General features: G+C 61.7%; 14 protein-coding genes. 7 read left to right on the top strand and 7 right to left on the bottom strand.

Features of this window, described 5'->3' with window-relative positions; genetic code table 11:
* Window positions 1-19: 19 nt before the first annotated feature.
* Together guaD and puuD are read right to left on the bottom strand one after the other, a co-directional pair.
* Window positions 20-1330 (bottom strand): guanine deaminase, encoded by a 1311-nt coding sequence (gene guaD, locus ELH03_RS15680; RefSeq protein WP_130766494.1) that lies wholly within the window; start codon window positions 1328-1330, stop codon window positions 20-22.
* Window positions 1327-2565: a urate hydroxylase PuuD gene (gene puuD / locus ELH03_RS15675; RefSeq protein WP_130766493.1), complete on the bottom strand. Its 1239-nt coding sequence runs from the start codon at window positions 2563-2565 to the stop codon at window positions 1327-1329. The genes guaD and puuD overlap by 4 nt, the downstream gene beginning before the upstream one ends.
* 115 nt (window positions 2566-2680) lie before the next feature.
* Here puuD and ELH03_RS15670 point away from each other — a divergent pair, with 115 nt between their 5' ends.
* Window positions 2681-3367: a Type 1 glutamine amidotransferase-like domain-containing protein gene (locus ELH03_RS15670; protein WP_128412323.1), complete on the top strand. Its 687-nt coding sequence runs from the start codon at window positions 2681-2683 to the stop codon at window positions 3365-3367.
* A 163-nt stretch (window positions 3368-3530) separates the two neighbouring features.
* Window positions 3531-3863, top strand: coding sequence for a hypothetical protein (locus ELH03_RS15665; protein ID WP_047611392.1), 333 nt, complete (start codon window positions 3531-3533; stop codon window positions 3861-3863).
* A gap of 88 nt (window positions 3864-3951) precedes the next feature.
* On the opposite strand, the gene gcvA is transcribed toward ELH03_RS15665, so the two are convergent.
* The gene (gene gcvA / locus ELH03_RS15660) at window positions 3952-4848 is read right to left on the bottom strand and encodes a transcriptional regulator GcvA (RefSeq protein ID WP_128402049.1); all 897 of its coding nucleotides are present in this window, start codon (window positions 4846-4848) and stop codon (window positions 3952-3954) included.
* 101 nt (window positions 4849-4949) lie between these two features.
* Between gcvA and ELH03_RS15655 the strand changes: the two genes are divergently transcribed.
* Window positions 4950-5141 carry a hypothetical protein gene (locus ELH03_RS15655; protein ID WP_003561511.1) on the top strand — a complete coding sequence of 64 codons (192 nt, stop codon included), beginning with the start codon at window positions 4950-4952 and terminating at the stop codon, window positions 5139-5141.
* On the opposite strand, the gene xdhC is transcribed toward ELH03_RS15655, so the two are convergent.
* The 4 genes from xdhC to ELH03_RS15635 all read right to left on the bottom strand — a co-directional run bounded on the left by xdhC (window position 5117) and on the right by ELH03_RS15635 (window position 10709).
* Window positions 5117-5932 carry a xanthine dehydrogenase accessory protein XdhC gene (gene xdhC / locus ELH03_RS15650; RefSeq protein WP_130766492.1) on the bottom strand — a complete coding sequence of 272 codons (816 nt, stop codon included), beginning with the start codon at window positions 5930-5932 and terminating at the stop codon, window positions 5117-5119. The two genes, ELH03_RS15655 and xdhC, sit on opposite strands and share 25 nt — an antisense overlap.
* A gap of 62 nt (window positions 5933-5994) precedes the next feature.
* Window positions 5995-8334, bottom strand: coding sequence for a xanthine dehydrogenase molybdopterin binding subunit (gene xdhB, locus ELH03_RS15645; RefSeq protein WP_130766491.1), 2340 nt, complete (start codon window positions 8332-8334; stop codon window positions 5995-5997).
* A 103-nt stretch (window positions 8335-8437) separates the two neighbouring features.
* Window positions 8438-9904, bottom strand: a complete 1467-nt coding sequence (gene xdhA / locus ELH03_RS15640; RefSeq protein WP_130659196.1) for a xanthine dehydrogenase small subunit — start codon at window positions 9902-9904, stop codon at window positions 8438-8440.
* A gap of 28 nt (window positions 9905-9932) precedes the next feature.
* Window positions 9933-10709: a 3-hydroxybutyrate dehydrogenase gene (locus ELH03_RS15635; protein WP_128412325.1), complete on the bottom strand. Its 777-nt coding sequence runs from the start codon at window positions 10707-10709 to the stop codon at window positions 9933-9935.
* 157 nt (window positions 10710-10866) lie between these two features.
* Between ELH03_RS15635 and glpK the strand changes: the two genes are divergently transcribed.
* The 4 genes from glpK (at window position 10867) to ELH03_RS15615 (ending at window position 14732) form a co-directional block, all read left to right on the top strand.
* On the top strand, window positions 10867-12360 hold the full coding sequence (glpK, locus tag ELH03_RS15630) for a glycerol kinase GlpK (protein ID WP_128412326.1): 1494 nt from the start codon (window positions 10867-10869) through the stop codon (window positions 12358-12360).
* Window positions 12361-12533: 173 nt separating this feature from the next.
* Complete coding sequence (locus tag ELH03_RS15625) at window positions 12534-12908, top strand: YciI family protein (RefSeq protein ID WP_128412327.1); 375 nt, start codon at window positions 12534-12536, stop codon at window positions 12906-12908.
* Window positions 12905-14164, top strand: a complete 1260-nt coding sequence (locus ELH03_RS15620) for an RNA polymerase sigma factor (protein ID WP_130766490.1) — start codon at window positions 12905-12907, stop codon at window positions 14162-14164. Before ELH03_RS15625 ends, ELH03_RS15620 begins: the two co-directional genes overlap by 4 nt.
* Window positions 14165-14264: 100 nt before the next feature.
* Window positions 14265-14732, top strand: a complete 468-nt coding sequence (locus ELH03_RS15615) for an SRPBCC family protein (RefSeq protein WP_130766489.1) — start codon at window positions 14265-14267, stop codon at window positions 14730-14732.
* Window positions 14733-14944 lie beyond the last annotated feature (212 nt).

The raw sequence follows: 14944 nt of genomic DNA, 5'->3' as shown, positions 1-14944 counted from the left end.
TCAAGGGTGACAGCGCGTGTCATTGAAGCTCCTTCTTCAACGCAACGCCGGCCACATAGGTCTCGGCGATCGCCCGGTCGTCGCCCATCGTCTGCAGCAGGAAAAGCTCCTCGGGCAGCGTCTTCACCACTTCCATCTTCAGCGCCATGGCCGGTGTCGCCGCGGCATCGAGAACGACGAGATCGGCCTCGGTGCCGGGTTCCAGCGTGCCGATCCGGTCCGCCAGCGACAGGGCCTCGGCATTGCCGAGGGTCATCAGGTAATAGCTTTCCAGCGGGTTCAGCCGTTCGCCGAGCAACTGCTGGATCTTGTAGGCCTCGTCCATCGTCCGCAGCATCGAATAGCTGGAACCGCCGCCGATATCGGTCGCCACACCGATGCGAACCGGCTTTTCGCGCCGCGCCAGCGCCTTCAGCGGAAACAGGCCCGAGCCGAGGAAGAGGTTCGAGGTCGGGCAGTGGACGGCGACGGCACCCGCCTCGCTCATGGCATCGGCTTCGCGCTCGGACAGGTGGATGGCGTGGCCGAAGAGGCTTTTCGGCCCGAGCAGGCCGTAGCGGGCATAGATGTCGGTATAGTCGAGCGCGTCGGGATAGAGCTCGCAGGTGAATTTGATCTCGTCGTGGTTTTCCGAAAGATGCGTCTGGATGTGCAGCTCGGGAAATTCGCGGGCAAGCACTGATGTCGCCTCCATCTGCGCCGGCGTGGAGGTGATGGCGAAGCGCGGAGTGATGGCGACGTGGTTGCGGCCCTTGCCGTGCCAGTCCGATATCACCTGGCGGGTCTCGTCATAGCCCATCTCGGGCGTGTCGAGCAGGCCCTGCGGGGCATTGCGGTCCATCATCACCTTGCCGCCGACCATGCGCATATTGCGCCTCAGCGCCTCGGCAAAGAAGGCGTCGGCCGAGGTCTTGTGCACGGAGCAATAGGCGACCGCCGTCGTCGTGCCGTGGCGGATCAACTCGTCATAGAAATGCGTGGCGATCCTTTCAGCATGCGCACTTTCGACGAAACGGCATTCCTCGGGAAAGGTATAGGTATTCAGCCATTCGAGCAGGTTGGCGGCGTAGGAGGCGATCACCTGCATCTGCGGAAAATGCAGGTGCATATCGATGAAGCCGGGCATGATCAGATGCGGGCGGTGGTCGATCTCGACCGTGTCTTCCGCTGCTTTTGCCTTGACGTCGCCATAAGGGCCGAGCGCTGTGATCAGCCCGTCGGTCATCAGCAGGCCGCCATCCTCCTCGTAGAGATAGCTTTGGCTGTCGGTAAGGCTCAGCGGTGCGCGATGGAAGGAAAGCAGGCGGCCGCGCAGGAGTGTCGTCGTCATTGTTTCTTGCCTTCGACTGCGCTCTCGAACCAGGCGACGAGCAGCTTGCGTTCATCCGGCGTGATGTCGGTGATGTTGCCGGGCGGCATGGCATGGCTGCGGCCCGCCTGTATATAGATTTCGCGGGCATGGGCGGCGATTTCCGCGTCGTTTTCGAGCATCACGCCATTGGGCGGTCGCACGATACCCTCATAGACGGGCTCGGCCGCGTGGCACATGGAACAGCGCGTCGAGACCAGTTGCTTGACGGCGGGGAAGTGCGGATCGCCGGCGAATTGCTGGAAGGCGGGCGCGACCGCCGCCGCATCCGTTTCGCCCGTCAGCAGCTTCGGCGCGGTTGAAAGCCACATAATCAGGATGAAGAGGATGACGGTGACGATCCACGTCCAGGTCGGCCAGCCCTTCCTGGCATGCGTGGTGTTGAACCAGTGGCGGATGGTGACGCCCATCAGGAAGACCAGGGCGGCGATCAACCAGTTGAACTGCGTTCCGAAGGCCAGCGGATAATGGTTCGACAGCATGAAGAAGATGACGGGCAGCGTCAGGTAGTTGTTATGCAGCGAACGCTGCTTGGCGACCTGCCCGTATTTGGGGTCGGGCGTGCGCCCGGCGATAAGATCGGCGACGACGATCTTCTGGTTCGGAATGATGATCATGAAGACGTTGGCCGACATGATCGTGGCGGTGAAGGCGCCGAGATGCAGGAAGGCGGCGCGGCCGGTGAAAAGCTGCGTATAGCCCCAGGCCATGAAGACGAGCACGACATAGAGCACCGCCATCAGCCCCCAGGTATTCCGCCCAAGCGGGGATTTGCAGAGCAGGTCGTAGACGATCCAGCCGAGGGCAAGCGACGCCAGCGAGATCAGGATGGCGACAGGCGGGCTGATATCGAGCACATGCCGGTCGATAAGGAACAGGTCGGCACCGCCATAATAGACGATGCAGAGCATCAGGAAGCCGGAAATCCAGGTGAAATAGCTTTCGTATTTAAACCAGGTCAGATGCTCCGGCATCTGGGCGGGCGCCACCAGATATTTCTGGATATGGTAGAAGCCGCCGCCATGAACCTGCCATTCCTCGCCATAGGCGCCGGGCGGCAGATGCGGGCGTTTCACCAGTCCGAGATCGAGCGCGATAAAATAAAACGACGATCCGATCCAGGCGATCGCGGTGATGACATGGAACCAGCGCGCCGCGAAGGCGAGCCATTCCCATGCTATGGCATATTCATACATCGAGTTCCCCTATCTTCCTCCGACTCGTGACATTGCGGAAATTTTGGCGGGGAGGGAAGAGGAGATTGAAGAACTGCACACGCGCAACGACCGGCGCGGCCAAAGGAGCAATGGAATGATCACCGCGCTCTACAGCGATCAAGTCATCGCCGAAAACGCGCCGATGGACCGGCGGCTTGCGGCGCTCATCCTCTCGCGTGGGAACCGCGTCGGCTATATCACGTCCGGTCCGGACCCGCAGCGGGCGTTTTTCGATGAGAAACGGCGTTATTACATGAGATACGGGCTTCTTCTCGATCCTTTCGTCGATCTCAACGCACTCTCCGGCGACGAGGAGATCAGCCGGCTGTTTTCCTGTAACGCCATCCATCTTTCCGGCGGCGATACCGGCGATTTTCTGAGAAGGCTGCGACAGAGCGGTATGCTGGACAAGTTGCGCGCATGGGCACTGGACGATGGCATTCTTGTCGGAACCAGCGCCGGGGCGATTTTGATGACGCCGACAATCGCCGTCGACGCGCTCTTTTCCGGCGCTTCGCCTGATGCAGTGCAGGATGGCGCGGCTCTTAATCTCCTGCCTTTCGAATTCTTCCCGCATCTGAACGACGATCCCGGCTATCTCTCCGCGCTACGACGCTACAGCGAGACGGCGACAACACCCATTCTCGCGTGTCGGGATGGCGAAGGTGTCATTCTCGACAATGGGCTCGTCGAGATCTTCGGCGCTCCGCTGATGATTTCCGGCGGTTTTACCGAAGTTGCCGATCGCGGTCGGATCGCCGATCTGCTGTCGCGTGCCTAAAAGCTGCCGAGAAGGCTGTGCATTATCGCCGCCTTGTACTGAATCTGCTAATTCAGCAGATCTTGAACTGCGACGACTCGATTACAGTTATTTTGCAGGCCGCCGGAATAAAATAAGAACCGTTAGATCATCGGCGGCGCATTCATCGACGGAGAAGATGCCCATGCGCAGTATTCTGACGTGTGTGATGATTGCGTATGCGTCGTTGGCGACGGCTCACGACGCACCTTCGGGGTGGAGTTATGACCCCTATTGTTGCAACGGCGACAGTCACAATGGCGATTGCCAGATGATCCCTTCGAAAAGCGTGACGGTGACGCCAGGCGGATATCGTGTGACGCTGATGCCAGGCGACCACCGGCTGGTCACGCACGCTCATGTCTTCCTGCTGCCAATGACGAAGGCAATGCAATCCGGTGATAACGACTATCATCTCTGTCTGTTCCCGAACGAGGATACGCCGCGCTGTTTCTATGCGCCGGAAATGGGATATTGAAGGCGGACCACAGCACCGGACCCGGCTCACGAACCGGGTCCGGTATGTCGTTGTTCGAAAACCGCTGTACAGTTTCAGGCGGCATGCATCAATTTCCGGCTGCCTTCATCTCCTCGAGGATCCAGTTGCGGAAGGCCTTGATCTTCGGCACGTTGCGACGGTTTTCGGGGTAGACGAGCCAGTAGGCCTTGCCGTCGCTACGGGTCAGTTCGAAGGGCTGGTAGAGCCGGCCGAGCGCGATCTCGGCCGCATAGAAGGCCGGATGGAGAATGGCGACGCCATGGCCGGCGATCGCCGCATCGGCTTCCACCGCCTGGGAGCCAAGCTGGTTGCGCGGGCGCCGATCGAGATCCGTCTCGGTGATGCCGGCTGCCTCGAACCATTGTTTCCACCAGATGTCGCCGGCGTCGAAGAGATCGAACTTCAGGAGATCGCGCGGCTCCCTGATGCCGCCTGCCGTCTCCGCCAGCTTTGGGCTCAGCATCGGCGTGAACTCCAGGCCCATCAGCCGGTGCAGCGTCAGCCCCGGCCAGTTGCCGTCGCCCCAGCGGATGCCGACATCGATCTGCTCGCGGGCGAAGTCGATGATATCAGAGCTCGCCTGAAAGCGCACCGCGATCGCCGGATGTTTCAAGTGGAAAGAGCCGAGGCGCGGCGCCAGCCATTTCGAGGCGAAGGTATGGGTCGAGCTGATAGCGAGCGTGCCTTCGACGCTGTCGCGCGCCGTCGCCATCGCGTCGTGCAGCATGGCAAAGGCTTCGGTCACCTTCGGCGCCAGCCGCTCGCCGGTCTCCGTCAGTGCGATCTGGCGAGGACGGCGCAGGAAGAGCGGCTCGCCGACATTCTCCTCCAGCAGCTTGATCTGGTAGCTGACGGCCGTCTGCGTCATGCCGAGCTCGTCGCCCGCCTTGGTGAAACTTCCGAGCCGTGCAGCGGCCTCGAAGACGCGCAGCGCATTCAGCGGGAATTGTTTGGAGAGTTTCATGGATCAGTTCTCTTGATGCAGGCAGACGGTCGTTCGATTGGAATTGCAGCATTTTTACCGGCAAACTGCAACTCATACCATCAAACCATCGAGGTGATGTCATGGATTGCTATGCTATCGAACAGAGCCCGCCGCAGCAGACCATCGGAATTTTCCGGCGCATCGGCGGCCGGCTGGCGCGGATCTGGCGCATGCCCAGCCTCGATCTCGACACGGCGCCGGATCGCGTCAAGCGCGATCTCGGTTTCCTCGACGGGCGCGATCCCTATTACGAGGACGAGCGCATGCGGTAGGCAGCGAGCGCCGTCAGGATCTCGGCGGCGGTCATGGCGGCGATCATCTCAGGGCGCTTGTCCCTGACCGCCGAGCCGCCGATCGGCAGCGTCAGCCGCTCCATGCAGCCGCGCTCTCCGCCACCTTCGCGGGAAAGCCAGCTTGCGAAGGTGGCGCGCTTGGTCGCCGAGCCGATCATGCCGGTATAGGCGAGGTCGGTCTTTTCCAGCGCCTCGCGGGCGATGAGGAAATCCAGCGCGTGGTCGTGCGTCAGGATGACGACCACGCCGCCGGCCGGAATATCCTTCACCAGTGCTTCGGGCATCGGCACAAGCCGCGCCTTCGTCTCTGCCGGCAGGTTGGCGAGCTCTTCCTGCCGCGTTTCGACGACCGTCACCGACAGCGGCAGCGGCGCCAAGGCCGCAGCCAGCGCCCGGCCGACATGGCCGGCACCGAAGAGATAGACCTCCGGCAGACGCTCGATCTCGCCGGCAAGCCTGGCTTCGATTTCTTCAGCAACCGCCTTTGTCACCCGGCGAAACCGCAACTGCGTGCGTCCGCCACAGCACTGGCCGATGTCGGGCCCAAGCGGGATATCCATCTCCGCCATCCCACCGGTTCCCGCGAGCATGTCCCGCGCATTCGCAATCGCCATGAACTCGAACTGGCCTCCGCCGATTGTGCCCCATAACGCGGTTTGCGATGCCAGCATGAAGGTACCGGCCTCACGCGGGGTGGAGCCTTGTGTGCCGGTGATGTCGATGAGGATGCAGTCCGGGTGGGCGGCGAGGAAGCGGCGGATGTCTGTCATGGGTGGCTGACCGATGGGTTCGCCGCCGAGGCGAACAAACGAGCCGGACGCATTCGCATCTGCTACACCCGCTTCATCCGCTCGACCGCCATCAGCACCCGCTCCGGTGTCGCCGGCGCGTCGAGCCTCGGGCAGACCCGATAATCCGCGACACTTGCTACTGCCATCGACAGTGCCTCCAGCACCGAGATCGCCAGCATGAAGGGTGGTTCGCCGACGGCCTTGGAGCGGCCGATGGTGGCTTCGGCGTTCTCGGACCATTCGGCGAGGCGCACGTTGAAGATCTTCGGACGGTCGGAAGCGAGCGGGATCTTATAGGTCGAGGGGGCATGGGTGCGCAGCCGACCCTTGTCATCCCACCAGAGTTCCTCCGTCGTCAGCCAGCCCAGGCCTTGGACGAAGGCGCCTTCGACCTGGCCCATGTCGATCGCCGGATTCAACGAGCGACCGACATCGTGGAGGATGTCGGTGCGGTCAATCAGATATTCGCCCGTCAGCGTGTCGATCGACACCTCGGTGCAGGAGGCGCCGTAGGCGAAATAATAGAAGGGCGTGCCGCGGCCGGCCTTGCGGTCCCAATGGATCTTCGGCGTCTTGTAGAAGCCGGCGGCGGAAAGCTGGACGCGGGCAAAATAGGCCTGCTTGATGAAGTCGGGGAAGGGGATCTCGGTCTCGCCGACGCGCACGCGGTTCGGCAGGAAGACCACGTCGGCGGATCCAACATCCCATTTCTCGGCGGCGAAGGCGACCAGCCGTTCCTTGATCTGGCGGGCAGCGTCATAGGCGGCCATGCCGTTCAAGTCCGAGCCGGAGGAAGCTGCGGTGGCCGAGGTGTTCGGCACCTTGGCCGTCGTCGTCGCGGTGATCTTCACCCTGTCGATATCGACCTGGAAGCTGTCAGCCAGCACCTGCGCCACCTTGGTGTAGAGGCCCTGGCCCATTTCGGTGCCGCCATGGTTCAGGTGGATCGAGCCGTCCTGGTAGATGTGGACGAGGGCGCCGGCCTGGTTGAAGGCAGTCATGGTGAAGGAGATGCCGAATTTCACCGGCGTCAGCGCGATGCCCTTTCTTATGTAGCGGCTGTCGCGGTTGAAGGCGATGATGGCGTTGCGCCGTGCCTGGTATTCGGACGTTTCCTCCAGCTCCTCGACGATGCGGGGGATGATATTGTCCTCGACCTCCTGGTTATAGGGGGTGAGCGTGCGCCCGGAACCCGGCTGGCCGTAGAAATTCAGCTTGCGGACATCGAGCGGATCCTTGCCGAGGGCATAGGCGATCTCCTCGATGAAGCGTTCGGCCCCGAGCATGCCCTGCGGCCCGCCGAAACCGCGGAAGGCGGTGTTGGAGACGGTGTGAGTCTTCAACGGCTTCGAAGTCAGATGCACATGCGGATAGAAATAACTGGAATCGGCATGGAAGAGGGCACGGTCGGTTACCGGCCCTGAGAGGTCGGAGGAGAAGCCGCAACGCGCCGCATAGGTCGCGTCGACCGCGTGGATGCGTCCTTGGGCATCGAAGCCGAGCTCATAATCGACGAGGAAATCGTGGCGCTTGCCGGTGGCGCTCATATCTTCGTCGCGGTCCGGGCGGAATTTGACCGCGCGGCCGAGCTTCTTGGCGGCAATCGCCGCAAGTGCTGCGAACTGATTGCCCTGCGTCTCCTTGCCGCCGAAGCCGCCGCCCATGCGGCGCACGTTGACGGTCACGGCGTTGGAAGGAATATCGAGCACATGGCCGACGATGTGCTGAATCTCGCTTGGATGCTGCGTCGAGGACCAGACGGTGACCTCGTCGTCCTCGCCTGGGATGGCCACGGCGATATGGCCTTCGAGGTAGAAATGCTCCTGTCCGCCGATGCGCATCTGACCTTTCAGACGCATGGCAGCATTCGTCATTTCCGTTTCCGGCTCGCCGCGCCGCAGTGTCATCGGGGTGATGACGAGCGGGCTGCCATTGGCGAGCGCGCCGTCGATATCGCTCCAATGCGGCAGGTCGCGATAGTCGATTTTTGCCAGCCGTGCGGCGCGGCGGGCGGCATCACGCGTTTCGGCGATGACGGCAAAGATCGGCTGGCCGTGGAACTGAACTAAAGTTTCGGCCAGCAGCGGCTCGTCATGGCTGCCGTTGGAGCTGACGTCGTTGACGCCGGGCACATCCTTGCCGGTGAAGACCCAGACGACGCCGGGATAGGCGGCGACTGCGGAAAGGTCGATAGCGGTGATTTCGGCATGTGCCCGGTCGGAGAGGCCGAGGGCGCCGTGCAGCAGGCCCGTGGGTTCTGGAATATCGTCGATATAATCGGCGGTTCCGGTGACGTGCTTATGTGCTGAATCATGCCGCAGCGAGCCGTGCATCGGGCCTGCGATGATGGCCTTGCGGTCTTCGAAGGTGGACTTGTCCATTAGCGATGTCCTCCGCGAAGGGAGTGATGGGATGCGACCGCGACCGTTCCCATCGAAGCATGCGACCAGGTCTTGGAGATCAGGCTGAAGATCGATTTTTCCATCACGCCACCTCCTCGAACCGCTTCAGTTCGGCCGGCGCGCCGACGGTCTCAAGATAGAACCGCGTCAACAGGTTCTTCGCTGTCAGCTGGCGGTATTCCGCCGTTGCGCGCCAGTCGGTCAGCGGCTGATAGTCGGCGTCGAAGGCGGGCCGGGCTGCCTCGATCGTCGCTTCCGTCCATGGTTTGCCGATCAACTCTGCCTCCACCGTGCGGGCGCGTTTCGGCGTCGCAGCCATGCCGCCGAAGGCGATGCGGATGTCGGTGATCATCTCTGCCTCGTCAAGCGTCAGCAGGAAGGCGCCGAGCACGGCAGTGATGTCTTCGTCGCGGCGCTTGGTGATCTTGTAGGCGGCAAAGCGGCTGATTGCCGCCGGATAGGGCACGAAGACGCTTTCGACGAATTCGCCGGGCTTCCGGTCCTGCTTGCCATAGGCGATAAAGAAATCCTCGAGAGGCATTCTGCGCTGGCCTTGCAGGGACCGCAGCGTCAGCATCGCGCCGAGCGCGATCAGCGGCGGCGGGCTGTCCCCGATCGGTGAGCCGTTGGCGACGTTGCCGCCGATCGTGCCCATGTTACGCACCTGTTCGCCGCCAATGCGATCGATCAGTCGGCCGAGCGCCGGAATTTTCTTGGAGATCGCCTCGAAGGCCTTGGTATAGCTGACGCCAGCGCCGATGGTGACGCCATCCTCGCCTTCCGTGACCGACTGCAATTCGCTGAGGTGGCTGATGAAGACCACCGGGCTCAGCTTGCGCATCTGCTTCGTCACCCAGAGGCCGACATCGGTCGCACCGGCGACGATAATCGCGTCGGGTTCCTGCGAAAGGACCTCAGCCAGCGCCCGGACAGAAGCCGGCACGATCAGCCGGTCTTCGCCATTCGCAATCCTGATCGTGCCGCTTGCCTGCATTGCCCAAAGCCGCGCGACGATTTCCGAGCGCGTCCGTTCCAGCGGGTCAAAGAGCGTGCTTGGCCGCATCAGGCTCACCTGCTCGGCGGCCTTGACGATCGGCTCGTAGCCCGTGCAGCGACAGAGATTGCCTTGCAGCGCCTTTTCGATTTCCTGGCGGCTCGGCTTTTCCTTGGCGAGCCAGAGACCATAAAGTGACATGACGAAGCCCGGGGTACAGAAGCCGCATTGCGAGCCGTGGCAATCGACCAGTGCCTGCTGCACTGGATGCAGTGCGCCGTCCCTGCCGGCCAGATGCTCGACCGTTACCACATGGGTGGCGTGTAAAGAGCCGATGAAACGGATACAGGCATTGACGGATTCATAGGCGAGCTTGCCGTCTGCCAGCCGGCCGACGAGCACGGTGCAGGCTCCGCAATCGCCTTCCGCGCATCCTTCCTTGGTGCCCGTCAGCCGCCGCTTCAACCGCAGAAAATCGAGAAGCGTCTCGGTTGGCCTGACATCGGTAAGCGTGACGTCCTCGCCATTCAGGATGAAGCGGATGCTGTCGTTCATGATGTTCCTGTTGTTGTTTTCCAAATGGTTAAGCCGCCGTCCAGCCACCGTCAATCGAGATGTGCGTTCCGGTCACCTGCCGGGCGGCATCGCTGGCGAGATAGAGCGACAGTGCGCCGATTTCCTCGGCCTTGACGAATTCATGTGTCGGCTGCGCCTTGAGGATGACCTCGCTCTTTACCTGTTCCTCGGTCATGCCGCGGGCCTTGGCGGTATCCGGTATCTGCTTCTCGACGAGCGGCGTCAGCACGTAGCCGGGGCAGATGGCGTTCACGGTCACGCCGAATTCGGCGAGCTCCAGCGCTGCCGTCTTCGTCAGGCCTAATATACCATGTTTTGCCGCGACATAGGCGGATTTGAAAGGGGAGGCGACGAGCCCGTGGGCCGAGGCAATGTTGATGATGCGGCCGTACTTCTTCGCCTTCATCAGCGGGATCGCGGCGCGCATGGTATGAAAGGAACTCGACAGATTGATCGCAATGATCTGATCCCATTTCTCGATCGGGAAATCCTCGATCTTCTCGACGTGCTGGATGCCGGCATTGTTGACCAGGACATCGACGCCGCCGAAGGACTTGGCCGCCGTTTCGATCAGGTCGGCGATCTCGGCGGGCTTGGTCATGTCGGCCGGATGATAGAGCGCCCGGCCTTTGGACAATGATTCAAGCCGCTCGACGATCGCCTTGATTTCATCGGCCTTTCCGAAACCGTTGATGACGATGTTGTCACCCATTTCCGCGAAGGCAGTGGCGATTGCAAGGCCGATGCCGCTGGTGGAACCGGTGACGACGACTGTTCTGCTCATGCTGTTCTCCCTGAAATGGCGATGCTGCGTTGCAGCGTTAGCTGCGAGGTTATGCCCAAAGCCGGCGGGCTGGCAATTCCGCTTTATTCGCTTTTCTCGCCCGCATCCGTGTCCTATTGATTTGTCACGACAATTGACATGCTGAGGGAGGGTTTTCATGAGCGGATATGTTCTGGCGATCGATCAGGGAACGACGTCGACGCGGGCGATCGTCTTCGATGGCGACATGCATGTCGTCGGCAAGGGCCAGAAGGAGTTCACCCAGATCTACCCACGTTCCGGCTGGGTCGAGCACGATCCCGAGGAGATCTGGGATTCGGTCGTCTCCACTGTCCACATGGCGCTGCGCGATGCCGGGATCGAGGCTATGGATCTTGCCGCGCTCGGCATCACCAACCAGCGCGAGACGGTGGTCGTCTGGGAGCGCGAGACGGGCCGGCCAATACAGAATGCCATCGTCTGGCAGGACCGGCGCACGGCAAGCTATTGCGAAAATCTGAAAAGGCAGGATCTCGAGCGGCTGTTCACGAAGAAGACCGGCCTGATCCTCGATCCCTATTTTTCCGGCACCAAACTCTCCTGGATGCTTGCCAACGTGAAGGGCGCGCGGGCGCGCGCTGCCAGGGGCGATCTCTGCTTCGGCACGATCGACACCTTCCTGATCTGGCGGCTGACGAGTGGCAAAAGCTTCGTCACCGATGCCACCAATGCCTCGCGCACGCTTATGTACAACATAGGCGAAAACGCGTGGGACGAGGATCTGCTCGATATTCTGAGGGTCCCTGCCGCCATGCTGCCGGAGGTCAAGGATTGCGCCGCTGATTTCGGCACGGTCGATCCTGACATATTCGGTGCTGCTATCCCGATCCTCGGCGTGGCCGGCGACCAGCAGGCGGCGACCATTGGCCAGGCGTGTTTTGCGCCTGGCATGATGAAATCGACCTACGGCACTGGCTGTTTCGCGCTGCTCAACACCGGCGCCGACATGGTGCGCTCCAAAAATCGGCTGCTGACCACCATAGCTTATCGCCTGAACGGCGAGACGACCTATGCGCTCGAGGGTTCGATCTTCATCGCCGGTGCCGCCGTGCAATGGCTGCGGGACGGGCTCGGCATTATCGGCAGCGCGGCAGAGACCAACGCGCTTGCCGAAAGGGCCGATCCGACCCAGGAGGTCTATCTGGTGCCCGCCTTCACCGGTCTCGGCGCGCCGCATTGGGATGCCAAGGCGCGGGGCGCGATCTTTGGGCTGACACGCAACAGCGGCCCGGCGGAGCTCTCCCGGGCGGCGCTGGAAGCCGTGTGCTATCAGACCCGCGACCTGCTCGATGCCATGCAGAAAGACTGGAAGAACGGCGCCGACGACACCGTGCTGCGCGTCGACGGCGGCATGGTTGCCTCCGACTGGACGATGCAGCGTCTTGCCGATCTGCTTGACGCCCCGGTCGATCGCCCCGTGATCCTGGAGACGACGGCGCTGGGGGCTGCCTGGCTCGCCGGCAGCCGGGCAGGGGTGTGGCCGGACCGGGACGATTTTTCGGCGACGTGGAAACGGGATCGGCGGTTCGAGCCCGACATGGATGAGAAGGTGCGGGCGGCAAAACTCAAGGGTTGGAAGAATGCAGTCAGGCGGACCTTGAGCGAGGGCTGAGGGGCGATCAGCGCCGTACTATAGCTCCCGCTTGTCCCGGGAGATGCCCGGCCATTTCTGCAGCCACGGTGTCGCTGTGCTCGGGAAGATCACGAATTTCCCGTCAATAATTTTTTGATGCGGCCTGTCGGGTAAGCGGTTACTCCTTCGTCATTCAAGAAGAGGAGTGAGCGATGCTTTATGCAATCCTTTGTTACGCCCATGAGGAAACCGTCTTCGCCTGGACCAAGGAGGAGGAAGCTGCCGTCATGGAGAAACTCTACGCCGTGCAGGAGCCGCTTGCCGCATCCGGCAAACTCGGCCCCGTCGGCCGGCTGATGCCGACGACGGCTGCGACCACCGTGCGCAAGGGCAAGGACGAGCCCTTGGTCATTGACGGACCTTTTGCGGAAACGAAAGAGGCGCTTCTCGGCTTCTACGTCGTCGACTTTGAAACGCTCGACGAGGCGATCGCCTTCTCGAAGCAGCTTTCATCCGTCAATCCAGGTTCCACCTCTTACGAAATTCGGCCTTTCTACGTCTTCAGGCCCGGAGATGCTCCATCATGACAGACATTGCCTGGATCGACCTCGCGCTTGCATCGGCTCGCCCGAAGGCGCTCGGCGCGCTGCTCCGCTATTTCCGCAATCTCGATACCGCGGAAGAGGCGTTTCAGGAGGCGTGCCTGAGGGCGATCCGGACATGGCCGGAGAAAGGACCACCGCGCGATCCCACAGCCTGGCTTATCTTCGTCGGCCGCAACAGCGGCATCGATGCGGTGCGCAAGCGGGCGAAGATCCAGGCTCTGCCGGATGAGGACGTTATCTCCGATACCGAAGATGCCGAAAGCGACATCGTCGAGCGGCTGGACGATTCCAATTATCGCGACGATATTCTGCGGCTGCTGTTCATCTGCTGCCATCCCGATCTACCGGCGACCCAGCAGATCGCGCTGGCGCTGCGCATCGTCTCCGGCCTTTCGGTGCAGCAGATCGCGCGTGCCTTCCTGGTTTCCGAGAGCGCCATGGAGCAGCGCATCACCCGGGCCAAGGCGCGCGTCGCGAAGGCCGGCGTGCCTTTCGAAACGCCGAGCCCGCAGGAGAGGGCCGAACGGCTCTCGATTGTCAGCACGATGATCTACCTGATCTTCAACGAGGGCTACAGCCAGGCCGATCCCAGGCATGAGGCGGCTGCCTTCAGCGACGAAGCGATCCGGCTGGCGCGATTGATGCTGCATATCTTCCCATCCGAACCGGAGCTGATGGGGCTGCTTGCGCTCATGCTGCTGCAGATCTCGCGCCGGCCGGCACGCTTCAACGCCGGGGACGAGATCGTGCTGCTCGAAGATCAGGACCGGTCGCTCTGGAACCAACCGTTCATCAATGAGGCCTTAGCGCTGCTCGACAAGGCGCTACGCCACCGCCAGCCTGCTCCTTATCAGATTCAGGCAGCCATCGCCGCTGTTCACTCCCGCGCAAAACGCGCCGAGGATACAGACTGGGTGGAGATCGATCTGCTCTATCGCGCGCTGGAGCGTCTCCAGCCGTCGCCTGTCATCACGCTCAACCGGGCCGTCGTCGTCTCCAAGCTCCAGGGTGCGCAGGATGCGCTCGACCTCATCGATCCGCTTGACGAAAAACTCGGCGGCTATTTCTACTATCACGGCCTGCGGGGCGGACTGCTGAAGCAGCTTGGCTTGACCAGCCAGGCGCGCGAAGCCTTCGACCGCGCCATTGCACTGGCCCATTCGGCGGCTGAGGCCGCTCATATCCGCCGGCAGATCGACAAGATGCAGGAAGAGAGCACGCAGCCGATCGCAAAATAAAATGCGAAAAAGCCGGCGGGCTGTCGGAACGGCGAACTTCGACACGTCCTTGTAACAACCTGACAGGAAACAGGTTTCATTCAAATGGAGAGATGTCGACATGACCGCCAGAACGCAACATGAACTCTTCCTCGTTCGCGAATTCGACGCGCCGCGCGAGAAGATCTACAAGGCATGGACCGATCCCGACCTGCTGAAGCAGTGGTTCGTGCCGCGTCCCTGGGGGGTGGTGGAAGCAACGCTCGACGTCCGTCCCGGCGGTTCTAGCGTCGTCGTCATGCATGACCCCGAGGGCAATCAATACCCGAACCGTGGCGTCTATCTCGAGATCATCGAGAACGAGAAGATCGTCTTTACCGATGCCTATACCAGCGCCTGGGTGCCTTCCGAGAAACCATTTTTCACAGGCGTCATCTTGCTCGAGGATCTCGGCAACGGTCGCACGAAATATACGGCCAAGGCGCTGCACTGGCGCGCCGAGGACAAGGAGGCGCACGAGAAGATGGGCTTCCACGAAGGATGGGGCAAGGCAGCGGACCAACTGGCGGAGTTGCTGGCGAAGATGTGAGCGGGGGGCGAGGCGGCGCGGCGAGACCGCGTCGTCCTGGCAGTTGAAGCATCGTCTAAGACGGTTCGAAAGATGATTCCGCCGGCGCTTCGAAGTCGTTGAATTCAGATTCGAATTGATCGCCGATCGATCTTCCAGATCGTCGAAGACATCATGCCGCCCATCGAAATTCTCGAACATTCCGTTCCAGAATTTGTATTTGCGCTATATCC

It is taken from the genome of Rhizobium beringeri, assembly GCF_004306515.1.
GTDB classification, from domain to species: Bacteria; Pseudomonadota; Alphaproteobacteria; order Rhizobiales; family Rhizobiaceae; genus Rhizobium; species Rhizobium beringeri.
Note: the sequence above shows the minus strand (reverse complement) of the source record. Positions and strands in the feature narration are given on the sequence as shown.